The organism is Serratia sarumanii (assembly GCF_029962605.1).
GTDB lineage: Bacteria > Pseudomonadota > Gammaproteobacteria > Enterobacterales > Enterobacteriaceae > Serratia > Serratia sarumanii.
In genome coordinates this window covers 2,514,619-2,534,930 of the sequence record NZ_CP124750.1, presented here as the reverse complement: position 1 = coordinate 2,534,930, position 20,312 = coordinate 2,514,619, and the positions used below count along the sequence as shown (strand labels likewise).

15 protein-coding genes are annotated in these 20,312 nt (G+C 63.6%); 12 read left to right on the top strand and 3 right to left on the bottom strand.

Features of this window, described 5'->3' with window-relative positions:
* Positions 1 to 359: 359 nt before the first annotated feature.
* The 4 genes from SSARUM_RS12055 to SSARUM_RS12040 all read left to right on the top strand — a co-directional run bounded on the left by SSARUM_RS12055 (position 360) and on the right by SSARUM_RS12040 (position 5,089).
* A complete protein-coding gene (locus SSARUM_RS12055; protein ID WP_033634592.1) occupies positions 360 to 833 on the top strand; it encodes a (2Fe-2S)-binding protein in 474 nt (157 codons plus the stop codon).
* Entirely contained in the window at positions 830 to 3,088 is a 2,259-nt protein-coding gene (locus tag SSARUM_RS12050) for a xanthine dehydrogenase family protein molybdopterin-binding subunit (RefSeq protein WP_048321597.1), read from the top strand. The genes SSARUM_RS12055 and SSARUM_RS12050 overlap by 4 nt, the downstream gene beginning before the upstream one ends.
* A 27-nt stretch (positions 3,089 to 3,115) precedes the next feature.
* Positions 3,116 to 4,414: a c-type cytochrome gene (locus SSARUM_RS12045; RefSeq protein ID WP_060430101.1), complete on the top strand. Its 1,299-nt coding sequence runs from the start codon at positions 3,116 to 3,118 to the stop codon at positions 4,412 to 4,414.
* Between the two features lie 69 nt (positions 4,415 to 4,483).
* Positions 4,484 to 5,089 carry a nitroreductase family protein gene (locus SSARUM_RS12040; protein WP_060421153.1) on the top strand — a complete coding sequence of 202 codons (606 nt, stop codon included), beginning with the start codon at positions 4,484 to 4,486 and terminating at the stop codon, positions 5,087 to 5,089.
* A gap of 209 nt (positions 5,090 to 5,298) precedes the next feature.
* Here the strand turns inward: SSARUM_RS12040 and SSARUM_RS12035 are convergent, their stop codons facing one another.
* A complete protein-coding gene (locus tag SSARUM_RS12035; RefSeq protein ID WP_039566050.1) occupies positions 5,299 to 6,192 on the bottom strand; it encodes a DMT family transporter in 894 nt (297 codons plus the stop codon).
* A 129-nt stretch (positions 6,193 to 6,321) separates the two neighbouring features.
* Between SSARUM_RS12035 and SSARUM_RS12030 the strand changes: the two genes are divergently transcribed.
* Together SSARUM_RS12030 and SSARUM_RS12025 are read left to right on the top strand one after the other, a co-directional pair.
* Positions 6,322 to 6,891, top strand: a complete 570-nt coding sequence (locus SSARUM_RS12030) for a helix-turn-helix domain-containing protein (RefSeq protein WP_060430098.1) — start codon at positions 6,322 to 6,324, stop codon at positions 6,889 to 6,891.
* Between the two features lie 123 nt (positions 6,892 to 7,014).
* Positions 7,015 to 8,940, top strand: coding sequence for a DUF3857 domain-containing protein (locus tag SSARUM_RS12025; RefSeq protein WP_033648359.1), 1,926 nt, complete (start codon positions 7,015 to 7,017; stop codon positions 8,938 to 8,940).
* 172 nt (positions 8,941 to 9,112) lie between these two features.
* On the opposite strand, the gene ggt is transcribed toward SSARUM_RS12025, so the two are convergent.
* Together ggt and SSARUM_RS12015 are read right to left on the bottom strand one after the other, a co-directional pair.
* On the bottom strand, positions 9,113 to 10,786 hold the full coding sequence (ggt, locus tag SSARUM_RS12020; protein WP_043147489.1) for a gamma-glutamyltransferase: 1,674 nt from the start codon (positions 10,784 to 10,786) through the stop codon (positions 9,113 to 9,115).
* A 161-nt stretch (positions 10,787 to 10,947) separates the two neighbouring features.
* Complete coding sequence (locus SSARUM_RS12015; protein WP_033634584.1) at positions 10,948 to 11,811, bottom strand: LysR substrate-binding domain-containing protein; 864 nt, start codon at positions 11,809 to 11,811, stop codon at positions 10,948 to 10,950.
* Between the two features lie 143 nt (positions 11,812 to 11,954).
* Between SSARUM_RS12015 and SSARUM_RS12010 the strand changes: the two genes are divergently transcribed.
* The 6 genes from SSARUM_RS12010 to SSARUM_RS11985 all read left to right on the top strand — a co-directional run bounded on the left by SSARUM_RS12010 (position 11,955) and on the right by SSARUM_RS11985 (position 20,309).
* Complete coding sequence (locus SSARUM_RS12010; RefSeq protein ID WP_043147488.1) at positions 11,955 to 13,085, top strand: agmatine deiminase family protein; 1,131 nt, start codon at positions 11,955 to 11,957, stop codon at positions 13,083 to 13,085.
* An 85-nt stretch (positions 13,086 to 13,170) separates the two neighbouring features.
* On the top strand, positions 13,171 to 13,851 hold the full coding sequence (locus SSARUM_RS12005; protein ID WP_033634582.1) for a class I SAM-dependent methyltransferase: 681 nt from the start codon (positions 13,171 to 13,173) through the stop codon (positions 13,849 to 13,851).
* Between the two features lie 215 nt (positions 13,852 to 14,066).
* Positions 14,067 to 15,209, top strand: coding sequence for an efflux RND transporter periplasmic adaptor subunit (locus tag SSARUM_RS12000; protein WP_060430096.1), 1,143 nt, complete (start codon positions 14,067 to 14,069; stop codon positions 15,207 to 15,209).
* A gap of 1 nt (position 15,210) precedes the next feature.
* Positions 15,211 to 18,348, top strand: coding sequence for an efflux RND transporter permease subunit (locus SSARUM_RS11995; protein WP_060428050.1), 3,138 nt, complete (start codon positions 15,211 to 15,213; stop codon positions 18,346 to 18,348).
* Position 18,349: 1 nt separating this feature from the next.
* Positions 18,350 to 19,792, top strand: coding sequence for an efflux transporter outer membrane subunit (locus SSARUM_RS11990; protein WP_033634579.1), 1,443 nt, complete (start codon positions 18,350 to 18,352; stop codon positions 19,790 to 19,792).
* Positions 19,793 to 19,949: 157 nt separating this feature from the next.
* A complete protein-coding gene (locus SSARUM_RS11985) occupies positions 19,950 to 20,309 on the top strand; it encodes a DUF1493 family protein (protein ID WP_060430094.1) in 360 nt (119 codons plus the stop codon).
* Positions 20,310 to 20,312 lie beyond the last annotated feature (3 nt).

Sequence of the window (20,312 nt, the reverse complement as noted above, 5' to 3'; positions counted from 1 at the left end):
ACAAATAAAGCAAAACGTTCCGGAAGACATGCCATGAAAACGCGTTTCATCACACCGGGTTAGCATAAGTCAGCGGATCCCGGCGGCAAAATGCCGGTTTCTGCTTTCTAAAGTGAAAGATCGGCAAAGTTATGGCGCCGAGGCCGCGTTGACGAACGCCAATAATCGCGGCGCGCAATCATAAAACCGGGCTTATCTATAGGAAATTTATAGAAAATACCCATTTTTCGTTAAAGCCATGACGGCCACATTCCCTTAACATTATCAAGTCTTTTGATGATAATTATTAGCACGCTGCGAAATTATTCATCGCAGTGATGTTACGGATTAAATCCGTTTGCTTAAGGGATAGTTTCACCATGGAAATCAATGTTAACGGCCGGGTGGTTCCACTCGGCGATATCTCGCCCGAGACCCCGCTGCTGTATGTTTTACGCAACGATCTGCAATTGAACGGCCCCAAATACGGCTGCGGCCTGGGGGAGTGCGGCGCCTGCACGGTGCTGATCGACGGCGTCGCCGCACGCTCCTGCTCAATGCCGCTGTCCGCCGTAGGAAACAAATCCGTCACCACGCTGGAAGGCCTGGGCACCGCGGAAGCGCCGCATCCGGTACAGCAAGGGTTTATCGATGAGCAGGCGGCGCAGTGCGGTTACTGCGCCAACGGCATGATCATGACGCTGGTCGCGCTGTTCGAACGCGAGCCGCAGGCCGACGAACAAACCATCAAGAAAGAATTGGCTTACAACCTGTGCCGCTGCGGCACGCATATCGAGATCTTGCACGCCGCCGAGCGCGCCCGCGATCTGCTGGCCGCGCGGAGGCAAGCATGAGCCGCCTCGAACTGACCCGCCGCCAGCTGCTGCAGGCCGGCGGTGTGGTGATGGTCAGCAGCCTGCTGCCTGCGCCATTGAGCGCCTTCGCCGCCGAGTCGGTTGCATCGCCCGCCGATCTGCCGCTGGATCGGGTGGACAGCTTTATCAGCCTCACCGCCGACGGCCGGGTGACGGCGTTCAACGGCCACGTCGATCTGGGCACCGGCATTCGCACCGCGCTGGCGCAGATCGTCGCCGATGAAATTTGCGTGCCGTTTGATCACGTCACGATGATCCTTGGCGATACGCAACGCACGCCGGATCAGGGGCCGACCATCGCCAGCGCCACCCTTCAGGTGACCTCAGTGCCGCTGCGGCAGGCGGCGGCGCAGGTGCGGCACCTGCTGACGGCGCTGGCGGCCAAAGCCTTCGAACTGCCGGCCGAACAGCTGACGGCGGCGGCGGGGCAGGTATTTGTGACCAGGAACCCAGGGCGCTCGCTGAGCTATGCGCAGCTGGCGAGTGGGCAAAATCTGCACGTGATGCTGGATAAAAACGTGCAGCTGAACAGCGAACGGCAGAACCACTACGTGGGCCGCGCCGTGCCCCGGGTCGATATTCCGGCCAAGGTCAGCGGTGGGCTGACCTACGTCCACGACCTGCGCTTGCCCGGCATGCTGCATGGCCGCGTGGTGCGCCCGCCATACGTAGGCGCCGACAGCAGCGCGCCGTTGGGCGGCGGCCTGCTGTCGGTGGATGAAAGCTCGATCGCGCACCTGCCGGGCATCGTGAAACTGGTGGTGATCAACGATTTCATCGGCATCGTGGCCGAGCGCGAGGAGCAGGCGATCGCCGCCATGCGCCAACTGAAAACCGAATGGAAACCCTGGGCCGGGTTGCCGGATCTGTCGCCGGAAGCGCTGCCCGCCGCGCTGGAGGCCAATCCGAAAACCGACCGCGTGCTGCGCGACGACGCGGGCACTGATGCCGCGCTGGCATTGCTGCATACCGCAGTGCAGGCCGACTATGTCTGGCCTTACCATCAGCACGCCTCGATCGGCCCTTCCTGCGCGGTGGCGGAAGTCAAAGACGGGCGGGCGCAGGTGTGGTCCGGCACGCAAAACCCGCACGATCTGCGCAAAGACATCGCCAGGCTGCTCGAGCTGCCGCCTGGGCAGGTGCACATCACCCGCATGGAGGCCTCCGGCTGCTATGGCCGCAACTGCGCCGACGACGTCTCGGCGGACGCGGCGCTGCTGGCGCGGGCCACCGGCCGGCCGGTGCGCGTGCAGCTGATGCGCGAACAGGAATCCGGCTGGGAGCCGAAGGGCACCGGCCAGCTGATTCGGGTGCGCGGTGGCCTCGACGCGCAAAACCGGGTGGCGGCCTACGAATTGAAAACCAGCTACCCCTCCAACAATGCCGTGACCTTGCCGCTGGTGTTGACCGGCAAAGTGGCCAACCGGGGCGACGTGCAGCAAATGGGCGATCGCACCGCCATTCCGCAATACGAGTATCCGCACATGCGGGTGGTCTGTCAGGACGCCGCGCCGATCGTGCGGGCTTCGTGGATGCGCGGCGTTTCGGCGCTGCCCAACGTGTTCGCCCATGAGTCCTGGATCGACGAGCTGGCCTGGCGCGCCGGCGAGGATCCGATCGCGTTTCGTTTGCGCTATCTGAACGATCCGCGCGCGGTGGCGTTGATTGAAGCGCTGAAACGGCAGGCGAACTGGCAAGACGGCCCGGCGCACCGCTCGCGCGCCGCCGGCGCCGAAGTGGTGAGCGGCCGCGGCTTCGCCTATGCGCGCTATTTTCACAGCAAATTCCCCGGCTTCGGCGCCGCCTGGGCGGCCTGGGTGTGCGATCTCAGCGTCAACCGCCGCTCCGGGCAGATCACGCTCGATAAAATCTTCGTGGCGCATGACTGCGGCCGCATGATCAACCCGGCCGGGGTGCGCCATCAGGTGCACGGCAACGTCATCCAGTCCGCCAGCCGGGTGCTGAAAGAGTTCGTGACCTTCAACAAGACGGGGGTGACGTCATTGGACTGGGGCGGCTATCCGATCCTGCGTTTCGACGAGCTGCCGCAGATCGATATCCAGCTGATCGATCGCCCGGAGGAAGCGCCGATGGGCGCCGGAGAATCCGCCTCGGTGCCGAGCGCGGCGGCGATCGGCAACGCGCTGTTTGACGCGCTCGGCGTGCGGCTGCGCGAGGTGCCGTTTACGCCGGCGCGGGTGCTTGCCGCGCTGCGCGCCCAGGCCGGCCATTAATCCCCGTCACGATCAAGGACAGCAAAGATGAGTAAGATGAAAAAGATCGCCGGGTGGGGCGGGGTTACGGTGCTCGCCGTGGTGGTGGCCGGCGTTGTCGCCAGCTGGCAACCGGAAATCGCGCCGCTCGCCGCCGACGCGACGCACAGTTTTAGCGAGGCGCAGATTGCGCGCGGCAAAACGCTGGCCGATCTCGGCGATTGCGCGGTGTGCCACACCCGCTCAGGCGGCGAGCGCAACGCCGGCGGGCTGGCGATGGCGATCCCCTTCGGCACCATTTACAGCACCAACATCACGCCGGACGTGGAAACCGGCATCGGCAGCTGGAGTTACGCGGCGTTTGAACGCGCCATGCGCCACGGCGTCGATCGCCAGGGCCGCTACCTTTATCCGGCGTTTCCCTATACCGCCTTTACCCGCACGAGTGACGACGATCTGCAGGCGCTGTACGCCTACCTGATGTCGCAACCGCCGGTCAACTATCGGCCGCCGGCCACCGATCTGCACTTTCCGTTCAATATCCGCCAGGGCATCTTCGCCTGGAACCTGCTGTTCCTGACGCCGGGCGCGATGCAGGAAAACCCGGCCCAAAGCGCCGCCTGGAACCGCGGCGCTTATCTGGCCGAAGGGCTGGGGCATTGCAGTGCCTGCCACTCGCCGCGCAACGTGTTGTTCGGCGAGAAAACCGGTAGCGACCACCTGGCCGGCGGCGTGGCGGAAGGCTGGACGGCGCCGGCGTTGACCGGCCGCTCGCCCGCGCCGCTCGATTGGACGCAGCAGGATCTGGTCGATTTCATGCGTACCGGCTACTCGGCCAACCACGGCGTGGCCGCCGGCCCAATGGCGCCGGTGATCGAAGAAGGGTTGTCCCGCTTGCCGCAGGCGGATCTGCAGGCGATCGCCGTCTATCTGCGCAGCTATCATCCTGAAACGGCGGCGGGCGCGACGGCGGCCACGTTGAACGCTAAGGCGAAGCGGCAGGTCGAGCCCCTGAGCTCGCAAGGCGCGCGGCTGTTTTCCGGCGCCTGCATGGCTTGTCATGCGCAGGAAAAGGGCGCGCAGATGGCGGGGGTGCGGCCTTCTCTGGCGCTGAACACCAACCTGTTCGCCGAGGCGCCGGACAACGCCATTCGCGTGGTGCTGGATGGCATACAGCGGCCGGCCAACGCCGAACTGGGCTATATGCCGGGCTTCCGCCATAACCTGGATGACGCGCAGATAGCCATCCTGCTCAACTATCTGCGGCAGCACTACGCCGGTCAGGCGCCGTGGCCCGAGCTGACCGCGCAGGTCAGCCGTTTGCGCGCCGAAACCGCGCAGAAATAGCCGTCGGGGGCTGGACAGCCGCGTCGCGTTGGCGACAATAGGATCTTTCACATGGACAGGGGCAGTAAAATGAATACGTTAGACGCAATCAGCCAGCGCCGCGCCACCAAACAGTTTGATGCGCAGCACGTGATGACGCTCGAAGAGAAAAAAGCGTTGCTGACTATCGCGCTGCAGGGCGCACCCAGCGCTTTTAACCTGCAGCACTGGCGCCCGCTGCTGATCGAAGATCGCGCCCAGCGCGAGAAAATTCGCGAAGCGGCGTGGGGGCAGGCACAGGTCACCGACGCGTCGATGCTGGTCGTGCTGTGCGGCGATCTGTCGAGCTGGGAGTCACAGGTAAAAAACGTCTGGGCCGAGGCGGCGGAGCCGGTACAGCAGTTCATGATCCCGGCCGTCGATCAGTATTATCGCGGTAAGCCGCAGGTGCAGCGCGACGAAGTGATGCGCAGCAGCGGTATCTTCGCCCAGACGCTGATGCTGGCGGCCAAGGCGCAGGGCTACGACTCTTGCCCGATGGACGGGTTTGATTTCGACGCCGTGGGAGAGATCATCAACAAACCGGCGCACTATCAGATCGCGCTGATGGTCGCCATCGGCAAGGCGGCGGGGCAGCCTTATCCGCGCATCGGCAAACTGCCGTTCGACGAGGTGGTGAAAACCGATCGTTTCTGAGCTGAGCGGTGAATGACAAAAGGGAAGGCTTGCGCCTTCCCTTATTTTTTTGCGACGCACAGTTCGTTCCAGTAGCTGAAACGGATGCGCCGTTGCAGGCGGTGATACCACATGGCCAACTCCTTCTACCCTACACGGTGTAAATAAATAACACCGCGCCGGGCGCAAGACGAATGCCTTATTGTGCATAGCTTGCCCGCCGGACGGGATTAACCGGTTTTATCAGCCCGCCGGGCGACCGGCGAGAGCCGCCAGCCGAAGTTCATGCCCGCCGCGGCGCCCAGGATCGCCAGCGTGCCCAGCAGCTGTAACAGACTGAGGCGGTGGCCGAACGCCGCCCAGTCCACCACGATCGCCACCGCCGGGTAGATGAACGACAGGGCGCCGACCAGAGAGGTGGGGATCTTCTGAATGGCGCCGTACAGCAGCGTGGACATCAAGCCGGTATGCACCAGGCCGAGGGTCGCCAGCAGCAGCCAGTCGATCGGGGCCGCAGGCGGCGTGGCCAGGCCGGCGAACGGCGCCATCACCAGCGCGCCGACGGTAAGCTGAATCAACACGATCAGCTGCGGCGGCAGCGCGGCCAGCTGTTTGACGATCGCCGCCGCAATGGCGTACATCAGGGCCGCGCCCAACGCCAGCGCCACGCCGAGCAGATAGTCATCGCCGCCGCCGTTTTGCCGGCCGGTGACGATCAACACCATTCCCGCGAACGCCAGCAGAAGCCAGCCCAGCCGATTAGCCGTCAGCTTTTCGCCGAACAGCAGCGCCCCCAGCGCCACCAACATGAACGGCTGAACGTGGTAGGTAACGGTGGCGACCGCGATCGAGGCATGCGCATAGGCGGCAAACAGCAGCGTCCAGTTGAGCACCAGGGCGATTCCCCCCAGAATGGCGAAGCTCAGCTGGCGCCGGTTGATCGCGCCTGATTTCAGCTGACCGAGTGCGGCGCAGGTCGCCAGCATGGCCAGCGCGCCGAACGCGCAGCGCCAAAACACCACCGTCGCGGGCGGCTGCCCTAAAACGAGCACCGGCCACCCCACGGTACCGGAGATGGTCATGGCGAGGATCATTTGCACTGCGCCGCGCGTTTTCGTTTTCATGTGGTTTCCCTCGTTGCCTGCCCGCACTTGCGGCAAAGCGGTGCAATCATTAAAATGAACAATCGAACATTATGATGAACATGAATACGAGTGTTCGTCAAGTCGAACAAATGGATGGTATAGCGAACAATGAGCGATAGCCTAATGCAGAACATCACGCCAATCGGCCTCTTGTCGGCGGCGATCCGCCGTGAGCGGGAGCGAGTGAACCTGTCCGTCACCGAACTGGCGAAGCGCGCGGGCATCGCCAAGTCCACGCTGTCGCAGCTGGAAGCCGGCAGTGGCAATCCCAGCCTGGAAACGCTATGGGCGCTGGCGATGGCGCTGGATGTGCCGGTCAGCCGGCTGATTTCACAGCCGAGCAGGCAGGTGCAGGTGATCCGCGCCCATGAGGGAACGCCGACACTGTCGGAGCAGGGCAACTACGCCGCCACGCTGCTGGCCACCTGCCCGCCGGGGGCGCAGCGCGACATTTACCGGCTGCGGGTGCAGCCCGGAGAAGCCAAGCTTTCCCGGCCGCATCCTCCCGGCACCGTCGAGCATGTGATTATCAGCAGCGGGCGCGCGCGCCTGGGGCCGGCAGACCAGCCGCAGGAGCTGAGCGCCGGCGATTACATCAGCTATTCCGCCGATCGCGAGCACGTTTTCGAAGCGCTGGAGCCGGATACCACCGCCGTGATGCTGATCGAACAGGGCTAACCTGGGCGTTGACGGTTCGTTTATTGAAAATGATTCTCAATTATATTAGTGTGCCCGCCTGTTTTGACGCCGGGACGGGCGCGTAGCCCGGCGTCGCCGTTTATTGCCCTTCAAGGACCGAAGATGAAAATCGCTATTCCTTCCCTGCTGTTATTCGCCGGTTTGACGGCGACGCACCCGGCCACCGTGTTGGCCGTCGCACCGCCCGCCGCAGCGGATCAGGGCCAGAACGACACGGCCAACAACGATTTCAGCTTCGTACGCTATCGCGCGGATTACCGCGTCAACGCCAACGCCACCAACGTGAAGACGGAAAGCTACGAAGTGCTGCTGAAGACCAAGGCGGCGGTCGAGAAATTCAGCCAGATCCGCCTGAGCTACAGCGAAAAAATGGAAACGCTGGAGGTGGTCGCCGCTTATACGCTGACCGCCGACGGCCAGCGCCACGACGTGGCGCCCGATCGCATCTATACCCAGGAGAGTTACTCCAGCGCCACGGCGCCGCTGTATGCCGACCGCAAAGTGCGCGTCATCGTGTTCTCCAACCTGGCGCCGGGATCGCGCGTGGTGTATGAGCTGCGCCGCACGCAAAACACCCCGTATTTCCCCGACTATTTCGGCCTGTGGGAGACGTTCAGCGTTTTCGATCAGTTCGACGATGCCGAAGTGACCCTGCAGGCGCCCGCCAAGCTGCCGATGCATATTTTCACGCGCGGCGTGGCGGGCGGAGACAAGCCGCAGATCCGCGACGGGCAGGCGCACTGGCGCTGGCATTATTCACGCAGCGCGCCGATGAAATCGCAAAACTGGGCGGCGGACAGCTGGACCTTCAGCCCGACCATCATGGCCAGCACCTACCGCGAGTGGCCGCAGTTGGCCAAGGCCTACCAGCTGAAGGCCGGCGCGGCGGCGAAGGTGACGCCGGGCATCCAGGCGTTGGCGGACAACATCACCGCCGGCATCAGCGATCGGCGCGAGCAGGCGGAGGCCCTCTATCGCTGGGTGGCGCAAAACATTCGTTACGTGGCGGTGTATCTGGGCAACGGCGGGCTGGAGCCGAATTCGGCGCAGAGCATTCTCGACAACCACTACGGCGACTGCAAGGATCACGTGGTGATCCTGGAGGCGCTGCTCGCCGCCAAAGGCATTGCAAGCTCGCCGGTGCTGATCGGCATGGACGAAGGCCCGATACTGCCTAAAGTGCCGCTGCTCAGCCGCTTTAATCACGCCATCACCTACGTGCCGGAATTCAAACTGTACCTGGATTCCACCAATCCGTGGGCGCGCTTCGGGCAACTGCCGGAAGGCGATCTGGGGGCGCCGGTGCTGCTGACGCGCGACGCCAAGCTGGCGCGCACGCCGGGCAGCGACGAGCAGCCGGTCAAGAGCGCGCTGAGCGTCGATTTCGTGTTCGACAAAGCGGGTAATCTGCACGGGCAAACCGAGCGTCGGCTGAGCGAAGTGGAAGAGATTGACCTGCGGGGCTACTTCTCGCAGATCAACCGGCAGAACCGGGCGCAGGCCGAAGCGTCGATCATGTCCGCCTCCGGCATCGACGGCAGCGGCGAGGTGGCGATGAACAGCGATCCGCTGGATCTCAAAAAACAGTTCGGTTACCGCTTCCGCTTCAAGGCGGACGACTACGTCGATTTCGGCGTGGTGGGTGGCATGACGCTGCCCAATCCGCCCGGCGGCAAATCGTTCCGCACGCTGTACACCACCACGGCGGCGCCGGGCAACGAAACGCCGTTCTACTGCAGCGCGCAGCGCTACGACGAAACCTACCGTCTGCAGCTGCCGGCCAACGTGCCGATCATCGCCATTCCGCAAGACAGGCAGTTCCGCAATGCGGCGGGCGACTATCGCGTGGCGTGGCGGCGCGACGGGCAGCAGGTGATCGTCAATCATCAGCTGCAGGTGAACGCCATTCGCGGCAAGGAGGCGCTGTGCCAGGCGCAGGATTACCCGGCGTTCCGCGAGCTGTTCCAGCAGGTGCGGCGCGGTTTCCGCGGCCAAGTGGTGTACGGCGAATTGGCCACCGGCAAGTAAGCCGCTGCCCGTAGCTGGATAAAAAAATGGCCCCCAACCAGACAAGAGTTTGGGGGCCCGTAGCGTTCCTGCTAGGCGATGTTGACCGCGCGTACCTCTTTGGATCTCAGCATCACGCGGATCGGCACCGATTAGTCGTAGCCCGTCTAACCGGAGGCGGGCCGCCGGGGCGTTACTTGTTCACCACCAGGCCGACGCCGCGGCCGCGCGGATCGGACGCGGTTTCCGGCGTGCGGCCATCGATGCGGATGGCCTGAATATCCCCCATGTTCCAGCCCTGGTCTTCGAGGGTGTAGCCCATGGCTTTCAGCTCGTCCGCCGGTTTGCCGGTCAGCGGCGCAAAGCTGTCATAGTACAGGGTGTCCTTCGGCAACAGCTGATGGTGCACACGCTGGGCGGCCACCGCCTGCGCCAGCGGCAGATGGTAATCGTAGAGGTTGTTGATCACCTGGAAGATCGATGTGAAGATGCGCGATCCGCCCGGCGTGCCGATCACCAGGCTGACCTCGCCGTCGCGGGTGATGATGGTCGGGCTCATCGAGGAGAGCATGCGTTTGCCCGGCTCGATGGCGTTAGCGTCGCTGCCCACCACGCCGAAGGCATTGGCGACGCCGGGTTTGGCGCTGAAGTCGTCCATCTCGTCGTTGAGCAGGAAGCCGGCGCCTTTGACCACCACGCCGCTGCCGAAGTCCCAGTTGAGCGTATAGGTGTTGCTGACCGCGTTGCCGGCGGCATCGACGATCGAGAAGTGGGTGGTTTGGTGGGTTTCCAGCCCCGGCCGCACCCGTTCGGTCGGCGAGATCGCCGTCGGGTTGATCTCGGCGGCGCGTTTCTTCAGATAGTCGGGGGCGATCAGCTGCGCTTCCGGCACGTGAGTGAAATCCGGGTCGCCGAGGTAGTCGGCGCGATCGGCGAACACGCGTTTTTCGATTTCCGCCAGCAGGTGGATATAGCGCGCCGAGTTCAGCGGCACCCCCTTGAAATCGGCGGCGCGATCCTCTTTTATCCCCAGCAGCTGCGCCAGCGCAATGCCGCCGGAGCTGGGCAGCGGGGCGGTATAGACGGTGTTGCCGCGCCAGCTGATGCGCATCGGTTCACGCCATTTCACCCGATAGTCGGCCAAATCCGCCGCGCCGATCAGCCCATTGTCGCGCTGCATTTGCGCCACCAGCAGGCGCGCGGTTTCGCCGTGATAAAAATCGTCGGCGCCCGACTTGGCGATGCGCTCGAGCGTGGCCGCCAGCTCCGGCTGTTTGAACACCGCGCCGGGCTTCATGGCGCCGAAATAGTCGCCGAAGTTGGTTTTACCGGCGAACAGCTTGTTGGCGTCTTCACGGTACTGATACTGCTGATCCGCCACGGTGAAACCTTGCCGGGCGTAGCCGATCGCCGGCGTCAGCAGTTCGGCCCACGGCAGCTTGCCGAAGCGTTTATGCGCTTCCCACAACCCCAGCACGGTGCCCGGCACGCCGGCGGCGCGGCTGCCCACCAGGCTTAGATTTTCGATCACTTCGCCTTTCTCGTTCAGATACATAGTTTTGCCGGCGGCCTTGGGCGCCACTTCGCGGTAGTCGAGGAAATAGGGTTTGCCGTCGACGTACAGCGTCATAAAGCCGCCGCCGCCGATATTGCCGGCTTCAGGGTAGGTGACCGCCAGGGTAAAGGCGGTGGCGACCGCTGCGTCAACCGCATTGCCGCCGCCCCGCAGAATCTGCGCGGCGACGTTAGCGCCATACCGATCCGGGGCGGCGACCGCACCGGCGGTGAGATCGGCGGCAAAGGCGGCGGGAAGGGGGCAGGCCAGGGCCACGCTCAGAGCTATCATTTTCAATAAACCGGCAGACATAGACGATCCTTTTAGCGATGTTCAGTTATCAGGTGAATTCAACTAATTATTTTGAAACAGCAGGTTAGCGCGTTTTCTTCGGGCTGTTGCGGCGCTTTATTGAAGGTAGCAGCGGTCAGGCGGGGCCGCCTGACCAGAGTGGCGAATCGTGACGTGGCGCGTTATGCGCCGGCGGGCAGCGCCGACTGCAGCCATTGGCAGAAGTGGCGGGCGAGCGGGTTGTGTTCGCTGTCGCGGTGCAGCAGCCACGCCCAGTTGGCGCCGCGCACGCGTTGCTCGGTTAACGGTTGCAGCAGCCCGGCGTCGTGCGCGTGCTGCGCCAGCAGTTGGCTGACCAACGCGATGCCGAGGCCATTGCAGGCGGCGTCCAGCAGCAGACCGGGATCGGAGAAGTTCAGCCCGCTGTCGCGCTGGCCGACGTGCGCGCCGCCCGCCACCGTCCAGTGGCTCCAGTCCATCTCCCGTTCGCCGTGCAGGGTCACGCGCTGCTCCGCCGCCAACGCCAGCAGGCTGGGGTGGCAGGCGGGATAAAGCCGGTCGCTGCAGAGCAGGTTAAAGGTGCAGTCCGCCTGCGCGCTGAGATCGTCGCGGATCGCCAGATCGATACTGTCCGTCGCCATATTCGGCGGTTCAAAGCTGGTGAACAGCCACAGGTCGACCTGCGGATGCTGCCGATTGAAGTCGCCCAGCCGCGGCGTCAGCCAGTGGCGGGCGAAAGCCGGGGTGGTGTTGACGATCAGCTGGTTGGGTTTGCGGTACTGATCCAAACGGCGAATGCCGACCGCCAGCTGTTGCAGCATCACCTGCGCGGTGCTGAACAGATCGTGGCCGGCGTCGGTCAGCGCCACGCTGCGGCCGGTGCGGAAGAACAGCGGCTGCTCCAGAAACGCTTCGAGGCTGCGGATCTGCTGGCTGATGGCCGACTGGGTAAGGTGCAGCTCTTCGGCAGCCTGATGAAAACTGCCCAGGCGCGCCGCCGCTTCGAAACCGCGCAGCGCGCTCAAAGGGGGCCAGTGTTTTAACATTATCGATAAGCCTGTCTAATCAGATATCCGCTAAATATATCGTTTGTCGCGGTGCCAGGGGAAGACTAGCATAAGATTCAACCGAATAAACGTGAATTATTCGTTTAACCTTTTGAATTATAAATGATTAAAAGAGGTCTTTAATGTCAACTCGTCGCGTGTTTATTAAACAGCTTTCCGCCGTTGCCGGGGTCGGTTTGACGGCCTCGTTAGGCATTCCGTTACGCAGTCACGCAGAAGCTGCGCTTAATCCGGCCTGGCGGATGCCCGACGAAGGGGAACCGCAGCAGCGGGCGTTTCTCGCCTTCGGCGCGCAGCGGGCCATCTGGGGCGAATTCACGGCGGATGTGCAGGCGGCGCAGGGGCGTATCGCCCGCGCCATCGCCGAGTTTCAGCCGGTGACGGTATTTTGCCGCGGCAATGAACGGCAATTGGCCGAGGCCACCTGCGGCAGTCACAACGTCAGCTATGTCGTCACCGAGCTGGATGACATCTGGGTGCGCGATTTCGGCGCCAATTTCGTCGTCAACGGCGCCGGCGAACTCGGGGCGGTGGATTTCAACTTCAACGGCTGGGGCAATAAACAGCGGCATGCCAGGGATGCGCGCCTGGCGGCGTTTGCCGCCAACCGCTACGGTGCCGCCCAACTGCGCCGCAGCGCACTGACAGGCGAAGGCGGCGGTATCGAAGTAGACGGGCACGGCACCGGCATCATGACCGAAAGCAGCTGGGTGAATGCGAACCGTAATCCGGGCTGGAGCCGGGACCGGGTGGAGCAGGAGCTGAAAGCGATGCTCGGCCTGCGCAAAATTATCTGGCTGCCGGGCATTAAAGGCCGGGACATCACCGACGCCCACGTCGATTTTTACGCCCGCTTCGTGCGGCCGGGCGTGGTAGTGGCCAATCTGGACACCGATCCGGCCTCTTATGACCATGCGGTTACCCAGCAACATCTGGCGATCCTCAAGGCGGCGACCGACGCCGACGGCCGCCGGCTGCAGGTGCATACGCTTTCGCCGCCGCTGGCGCCGCGCGACAGCCGATTCAGCCGCAACAACCCGGATTTTGCGGCGGGCTACATCAACTATTTCGTCATCAACGGCGCGGTGATCGCCCCGGAGTTTGGCGATCCGCAGGCGGATCGGGCGGCGCTAGCGCTGCTGACGGCGCTCTATCCGCAGCGCAAGGTGGTGCAGTTGGAGATCGACGCCATCGCCGCCGGCGGCGGCGGCATTCACTGCGTGACCAGCCAACTGCCAAGGCATGGCCGGTAATACCGCGCAATGTTCAAAAAATGCGCACCGGGTTGTTTGTCACGATCGGCTGTGGTTGGCTTAGCGCTGACACAAGGAGAAAATCATGACCGATTCACCCTCGACCATTCCCACCTGGTATCGGGATCCGCGCGCGGAAGAGGCCATGGCCGATGGCCATGCGCCCATCTGGCGGCATCTTATCGGCCTGGTGCCGGAAAACGAACTGTCCGGCGTGAAGGTGCTGGATTTCGGCTGCAATCAGGGCGGTTTTCTGCGCCTGCTGTACCAGCTCCGCCCATTTCAGCAGGGGCTTGGCGTTGATATCGCTCGCCGGTCCGTCGATGAAGCCAACCGGCTGAAAGGGCATCTGCCGGTGGTTTATCAAACCGATACGCGGCTGAACGGCTGGGACGACCATTTCGATATCGCCTTCAGTCATGAAGTCATCTATCTGATCGACGATATTGCCCAGCATGCTGCCGATATACTGCGGGTGCTGAAGCCGGGCGGCGTTTACTATGCGGTGACCGGTTGCCACACCGGCAACCCGCTGTGGCCGCAGTGGCGTGAACGGGTGGCTGCAGATACCCATACCGTGGTGCAGGATCGGTCGCTGGCCGACTATGCGCGCATTTTCTCCGCCGCGGGGTTCCAGGTCTCTGCCCGCAGGCTGGGCTTTTCCGGCTTCGTGCCCTATGAGCCGGACGGGTGGATGCCGGATATCGCAGCGGCAATCGACTACTATTGGCACACCAAAACGGTGTTCAGGCTGGTTAAACCCTAAAAATCCTACGTGGCGCAGCCCCAAGCTGAAGTGGAGCGCTTTCTTGCATTGGCTAAAAACCGCTGCGCCAGTTTGCTGAAACCACGCTGAAGCGATATTGCTCCACCGTTTCCCGCTTCGACAAGATTTTACCGAATCCTTACGCAACCCTTTCAGAAGCGAATGTCGGCATTCGATATATTGAGAATAGTCATTCTCAACAGGATCGTATTGCAATGCAGAGGAAAACGCTTTTGGTGCTCGGGCTGTCGCTGTTGTTGGCCGCCTGCGATGGGCAAAACGCCGGTGCGCCAGCCGGCGCGGGCGCAGAACAGGAGGTCGGCGTGGTCACGCTGCGCGGCCAGTCAGTGACCCTGAGCAGCGAGTTGACCGGCCGGGTCAACGCCACCATGACATCCGACGTGCGGCCGCAGGTCGACGGCATCATCAAGCAGCGGCTGTTTACCGAAGGGGCCGAGGTCAAGGCCGGGCAGGTATTGTATCAAATTGACCCTGCCAGCTATCAGGCCAGCTACGATCAGGCCGCGGCCCAGCTGAAAAACGCCCAGGCCACGGTGCAATCCACCCGGCTCAAATCGCAGCGCTATGCGGCGCTGGTGAAAGAGAACGGCGTTTCTCAGCAGGATGCGGACGATGCCAAAGCCGCCTATCTGGCGGCCGTGGCGTCGGTGGCCCAATATCAGGCGGCGCTGGAGACGGCGCGCATCAACCTCGCCTATACCCAGGTGCGGGCGCCGATCGCCGGGCGTATCGGCATCTCGTCGGTGACGCCGGGCGCGCTGGTCACCGCCAGCCAGAGCGATGCTTTAGCCACCATCCGCGCGCTCGACCCGATCTATGTCGATCTGACCCAGTCCAGCGCCCAGCTGCTTAAACTGCGGCGCCAGCAGGCGGCGTTACAGCGCGGCGCGGTCACGCCGGTCGCCATCAAGCTGGAGGACGGCACGCCTTATGCTCACGCCGGCAAGCTCGAGCTGACCGAGGTGGCGGTGGACGAAGCCACCGGTTCGGTCACGCTGCGCGCGGTGTTCCCCAACCCCGAACATGAATTGTTGCCCGGTATGTATGTCCACGCCACGGTGGCTAACGGCGTCGATCCCAAAGCCATTCTGGCGCCGCAGCAGGGCATAACCCGCAATGCCAAAGGGGAAGCCACCGCGTTGGTGGTGGACGAACAGAACAAAGTGGCGCAGCGCACCGTCAGCGCCGAACGGGTGGTGGGCAGCAATTGGCTGATCGGCAGCGGGCTGAACGAAGGCGATCGCCTGATCGTCGAAGGCACCAGCAAGGTGACGATCGGCGCCGCGGTGAAGCCGGTTGAGGTTTCGGTCGACAAAACCCAACTCGGGGAGCAGTGATATGGCGCAGTTCTTTATCCGGCGGCCGGTATTCGCCTGGGTGATCGCCATCATCATCATGCTGTGCGGCCTGATGTCGATCAATTCGTTGCCCGTTTCGCAGTACCCGGACGTCTCGCCGCCGCAGATCTCCATCTCCGCCACCTACCCGGGCGCGGACGCGGAAACGCTGGAAAACAGCGTCACGCAGGTGATTGAGCAGCAGCTCACCGGCCTGGACGGCCTGCTGTATTTTTCTTCGACCAGCAGCTCCAGCGGCTCGGTCAGCATCAACGTCACCTTTGATCAGGGCACCGATCCGGATATCGCTCAGGTGCAGGTGCAAAACAAGGTGCAGCAGGCGGAAAGCCGTTTGCCGAGCGCGGTTACCGCGCAGGGCGTGACGGTCAAGAAATCCCAGAGCAGCTTCTTGCTGATCGTCGGGCTGTATGACGAAAGCGACAAGGCGACGATGGCCGATATCTCCGACTATCTGGTCAGCAACCTGCAGGATCCGCTGTCGCGCATCGAGGGCGTGGGGGACGTGCAGGTGTTCGGCTCGGAATACGCGATGCGCATCTGGCTGGATCCGACCAAGCTGGCGAGCTATGCGCTGATGCCTTCCGACGTGCAGACGGCGATCGAAGCGCAAAACACCCAGGTGTCCGCCGGCAAGATCGGCGATCTGCCGGCCGCCGCCGATCAGCAGCTGACCGCCACGGTAAAGGCGCAGTCGCGGCTGCAAACGCCGGAACAGTTTCGCAATATCATCCTGAAAAGCGACAGCAGCGGCGCGCTGGTGCGGCTGGGCGACGTGGCGCGAATTGAGCTGGGCAACGAGGACTACTCCGCCAGCGCGCACCTCAACGGCCACCCGGCGGCGGGGATCGCGGTCAAGCTGGCGGCGGGCGCCAACGCCCTCAACACCGCCAAGCTGGTGAAGGCCAAGGTGGCGGAATACCAAAGCGCGATGCCGCAGGGCTACAAGGTGGCCTACCCGAAAGACAGCACCGACTTTATCAATATCTCGATCGAGGAGGTGGTGAAAACGCTGTTCGAAGCGGTGGCGTTAGTGGTGGTGGTGATGTTCGTGTTCCTGCAAAACCTGCGCACCACGCTGATCCCGACCATCACCGTGCCGGTAGTGTTGCTGGGCACCTTCGGCGTGCTGGCGGCGTTCGGCTATTCAATCAATACCCTGACGCTGTTCGGCATGGTGTTGGCGATCGGGCTGTTGGTGGACGACGCCATCGTGGTGGTGGAAAACGTCGAGCGCGTGATGCGGGAGGATAAGCTGCCGCCGCGCGAAGCGACGGAGAAATCGATGCGTGAAATCACCGGCGCATTGGTCGGCATTGCGCAGGTGCTGTCGGCGGTGTTTCTGCCGATGGCGTTCTTCGGCGGCTCCACCGGGGTGATCTATCGCCAGTTTTCGATCACCGTCGTCTCCTCGATGGTGCTGTCGGTGGTGCTGGCGTTGACACTGGCGCCGGCATTGTGCGCCACGCTGCTGAAGCCAGCGCACGACGCGCAGACCGACAAGGGCTGGCTGGGCAAATTCAACCGCGGCTATGACCGGCTGCAGGAGAAGTACGCCGACAAGGTCGGCGGGGTGATCCACCGGCCGACGCGCTATCTGCTGCTGTACGGCCTGCTGTTGATCGCCGCGGCCGTGATGTACCTGCGCTTGCCGACCGGCTTTCTGCCCAACGAGGATCAGGGCACGGTGATGGTGCAGTACACCTTGCCGGCCGGCGCCACCAACGCGCGCACCTCGGCGGTGAGCGAGGCGGTGACCGCCTATTTCCTCGACCAGGAAAAGGCCAACGTCAGCACCATTTTCACCATTAACGGTTTCGGCTTCAGCGGCAGCGGGCAAAACGCCGGCATGGCGTTCGTCAGCCTCAAAGACTGGAGCCAGCGCAGCGGCAGCGAGAACACCGCCGACGCCATCGCCAAACGCGCCATGGCGCACTTCGCCACGCTGCGCGACGCCCAGGTCTTCTCCATGAGCCCGCCGGCGATCGACGGTTTCGGCCAGTCCGACGGCTTCACCTTCGAGCTGCAGGCCAAAGGGGCGACCACCCGCGCCGAGCTGCAGGCGATGCGCGACCAGATCGTTGCCGCCGCCGCCGGCAATCCATCGCTGCTGGCGGTGCGCGCCAACACCTTGCCGGATACCCCGCAGCTGCAGGTGGAGATCGACAACGGCAAGCTGCAGGCGCTCGGCCTGAGCGCCGCCGACGTCAACAGCACCCTCAGCAGCGCGTTCGGCAGTACCTACATCAACGACTTTATCGATCGCAACCGGGTGAAAAAAGTCTATATGCAGGGCGATGTGCAGTACCGCGCCAAGCCGGAAGATCTCGACCGCTGGTTTGTGCGCGGCACCAACGCGTCGGGCGCCAGCAGCATGACGCCGTTCTCCGCCTTCGCGTCTTCGCACTGGATCTACGGGCCGGAAAACCTGTCGCGCTATAACGGGCTGTCGTCGTTCGAGATCACCGGGCAGGGCGCCACCGGCGTCAGCTCCGGTACGGCGATGAGCGAGATGGAGAAGCTGGCGGCAACATTCTCCGCCGGCAGCAGCTACTCCTGGAGCGGGCTGTCCTATCAGGAGCGGCTGACCAGCGGCCAGGCGTCGTCGCTGTACGCCATTTCGCTGATCGTGGTGTTCCTGTGCCTGGCGGCGCTGTATGAGAGCTGGTCGATTCCGTTCGCGGTGATGTTGGTGGTGCCGATGGGCGTGGTGGGATCGCTGCTGGCGATCACCCTGCGCGGGCTGGAAAACGACATCTACTTCCAGGTGGCGCTGCTCACCATCATCGGCCTGTCGGCGAAGAACGCCATTTTGATCGTCGAGTTCGCCGAGGAGATGCACCAGCGGGGCGAAACGCTGATTGGCGCGGCGGTCCACGCGGCGCGCATGCGCCTGCGGCCGATCCTGATGACCTCGCTGGCGTTCACCGCCGGGGTGCTGCCGCTGGCGGTATCCAGCGGCGCCGGCGCCAACAGCCGCATCGCCATCGGCACCGGCATCATCGGCGGCACCATCACCGCCACCGCCTTGGCGATCTTTTTCGTCCCGCTGTTTTATGTGTTGGTGCGCCGCATGTTTACCCGTCGGCCCGCCAACCCGCCGTCACAGGCAGGAGAATAACGTGTTGCAACGAGTCATGATGTTAACTTTACCGCTGCTGCTGACCGGCTGTCTGTCGCTGGATCCGCACTACCAGCGCCCGGCGGCGCCGGTGCCCGCCAACCTGCCGCAGGGCGAGGCCGGCGGCAACCGGGCGCTGAGCTACCCGGACGTCGCCTGGCGCGACTATGTCCAGGACGCCCGGCTGCGCCAGGTGGTGGCGCTGGGGCTGAACGGCAGCCGCGATCTGCGCGAGGCGATCGCCAATATCGCGTCGGCGCGCGCCCTGTACGGCGAGCAGCGCTCGGCGCTGTTCCCGACAATCAATGCCACCGCCGACGGCAGCCGCGGGCGGGCACTGACCGGCAGCGGCAACGCCACCGCGCTGAGCCAAAGCTACGAAGCTGCGGCCGGCGTCAGCGCATTCGAGTTGGATCTGTTCGGCAAAAACGCCAGCCTGTCGCGCGCGGCGTTCGAAACCTATCTGGCGAACTCGGAGGCGGCGAAAAGCACCCGCCTGACGCTGATCGCCGATATCGTCACCGACTGGGTGGCGGTGGCGGCCGAGCGCAGCAATCTGGCGGTGGCGCAGCAGACGATGGCGAGCGCCAAACGGTCGCTGGACGTCACGCGCAACAATCAACAGCACGGGATTGCGTCGCTGGTTGACGTGGCGTCGGCGGAAACCGTCTATCAGCAGGCGCGATCGGACGCCGCCAGCTACGCTACCAGCGCCGCGCAGGCGAAAAACGCGCTGGATTTGGCGGTGGGGCAAAGCGTGCCGGAAAGCCTGCTGCCGAGCGGCATCGAGGCGCTCGGCGGGATCATGCGCGATCTGCCGGCCGGCGTCTCTTCGCAAGTGTTGCTGAAGCGGCCGGACGTGCTGCAGGCCGAGCATAACCTGAAATCCGCCAACGCCAATATCGGCTCGGCGCGGGCGGCGTTCTTCCCGTCGATCAGCCTGACCGCCAGCGGCGGGGTGGGCAGCGGTGAACTCTCCTCGTTGTTCAGCCACGGCGCCGGCGTCTGGTCGTTCGCACCGAGCATCAGCCTGCCGATCTTCAGCGGCGGCTATAACACGGCTCAGTTGAACTACACCCAGGCGCAGAAAGACCTGTATGTCGCCACCTATGAGAAAGCGGTGCAGACGGCATTTCAGGAAACCGCCGACGCGCTGGCGCGCAAGGCCACGCTGCAGGAACAGCTGGCGGCGCAGACCGGCTATGTGGCGGCGGCGCAGCAATATTATCGCCTGGCCGAGCTGCGTTACCGCCAGGGCGTTGACAGCTACCTGACGCTGCTGGACGCGCAGCGCACGCTGTACACGGCGCAGCAGGCGCTGATCGCCGCGCAGCAGACCGCGTATGACAATCAGGCCACCCTGTATAAAGTGTTGGGCGGCGGCGTTGCCGCCGAGCGGCAGGGGGACGGCGTCATCGCCGACAAGACGACGCTCAGCCGCTAACCGTCAACCGCGCGCGCCGGGAGTGTGGCTGCGCGCGGTTTTTTTATGGAAAGTGTAAAGAAACGGAAAACCCGGCCGGCGGCCAGAACTCGCCGGGGCAGGCAGAGTCAGACAGAGAACCGCATTCCTCTTTTATTCATACCGGCTCGAGGTCGTCATGGCAGAAGACATTCAGCAACAGGTCATCGCGCTTATCGCCACCTTCAACGCAGCAGGGCGGCTGAAGAAGGGCGTGGTCATCACCCCGGAAACCGAGATCAACACCGCGCTCAACCTGTCGTTCAGCGATTCCAATACGCTGATGCGCCGCTACTTCGATACCTTCGGCGTCGACAGCGGCAACTATAACCACGAGCTGTATTTCCAACCGCCGGTCAACACCGGCCGCTGGTTTTCCCCCTCCGCCTGCAAAGAACACCCCCGGCCGCTGTGCGTGTCGATGCTGGTGCGTTCCGCGCGCGCCAAACGCTGGCTGTACGATATCCACTTTCTTATCGAACAGCTGCGCCAGGCCTGACGC

What these genes read in the sequence shown, in the direction of transcription:
- SSARUM_RS12005 (WP_033634582.1), top strand. Translation starts at nt 13,171, where the DNA reads ATGACCGATTCACCCTCGACCATTCCCACCTGGTATCGGGATCCGCGC.
- SSARUM_RS12015 (WP_033634584.1), bottom strand. Translation starts at nt 11,811, where the DNA reads ATGTTAAAACACTGGCCCCCTTTGAGCGCGCTGCGCGGTTTCGAAGCG.
- SSARUM_RS12000 (WP_060430096.1), top strand. Translation starts at nt 14,067, where the DNA reads ATGCAGAGGAAAACGCTTTTGGTGCTCGGGCTGTCGCTGTTGTTGGCC.
- ggt (WP_043147489.1), bottom strand. Translation starts at nt 10,786, where the DNA reads ATGTCTGCCGGTTTATTGAAAATGATAGCTCTGAGCGTGGCCCTGGCC.
- SSARUM_RS12045 (WP_060430101.1), top strand. Translation starts at nt 3,116, where the DNA reads ATGAGTAAGATGAAAAAGATCGCCGGGTGGGGCGGGGTTACGGTGCTC.
- SSARUM_RS12040 (WP_060421153.1), top strand. Translation starts at nt 4,484, where the DNA reads ATGAATACGTTAGACGCAATCAGCCAGCGCCGCGCCACCAAACAGTTT.
- SSARUM_RS12055 (WP_033634592.1), top strand. Translation starts at nt 360, where the DNA reads ATGGAAATCAATGTTAACGGCCGGGTGGTTCCACTCGGCGATATCTCG.
- SSARUM_RS12010 (WP_043147488.1), top strand. Translation starts at nt 11,955, where the DNA reads ATGTCAACTCGTCGCGTGTTTATTAAACAGCTTTCCGCCGTTGCCGGG.
- SSARUM_RS12035 (WP_039566050.1), bottom strand. Translation starts at nt 6,192, where the DNA reads ATGAAAACGAAAACGCGCGGCGCAGTGCAAATGATCCTCGCCATGACC.
- SSARUM_RS12050 (WP_048321597.1), top strand. Translation starts at nt 830, where the DNA reads ATGAGCCGCCTCGAACTGACCCGCCGCCAGCTGCTGCAGGCCGGCGGT.
- SSARUM_RS11995 (WP_060428050.1), top strand. Translation starts at nt 15,211, where the DNA reads ATGGCGCAGTTCTTTATCCGGCGGCCGGTATTCGCCTGGGTGATCGCC.
- SSARUM_RS12030 (WP_060430098.1), top strand. Translation starts at nt 6,322, where the DNA reads ATGAGCGATAGCCTAATGCAGAACATCACGCCAATCGGCCTCTTGTCG.
- SSARUM_RS11985 (WP_060430094.1), top strand. Translation starts at nt 19,950, where the DNA reads ATGGCAGAAGACATTCAGCAACAGGTCATCGCGCTTATCGCCACCTTC.
- SSARUM_RS12025 (WP_033648359.1), top strand. Translation starts at nt 7,015, where the DNA reads ATGAAAATCGCTATTCCTTCCCTGCTGTTATTCGCCGGTTTGACGGCG.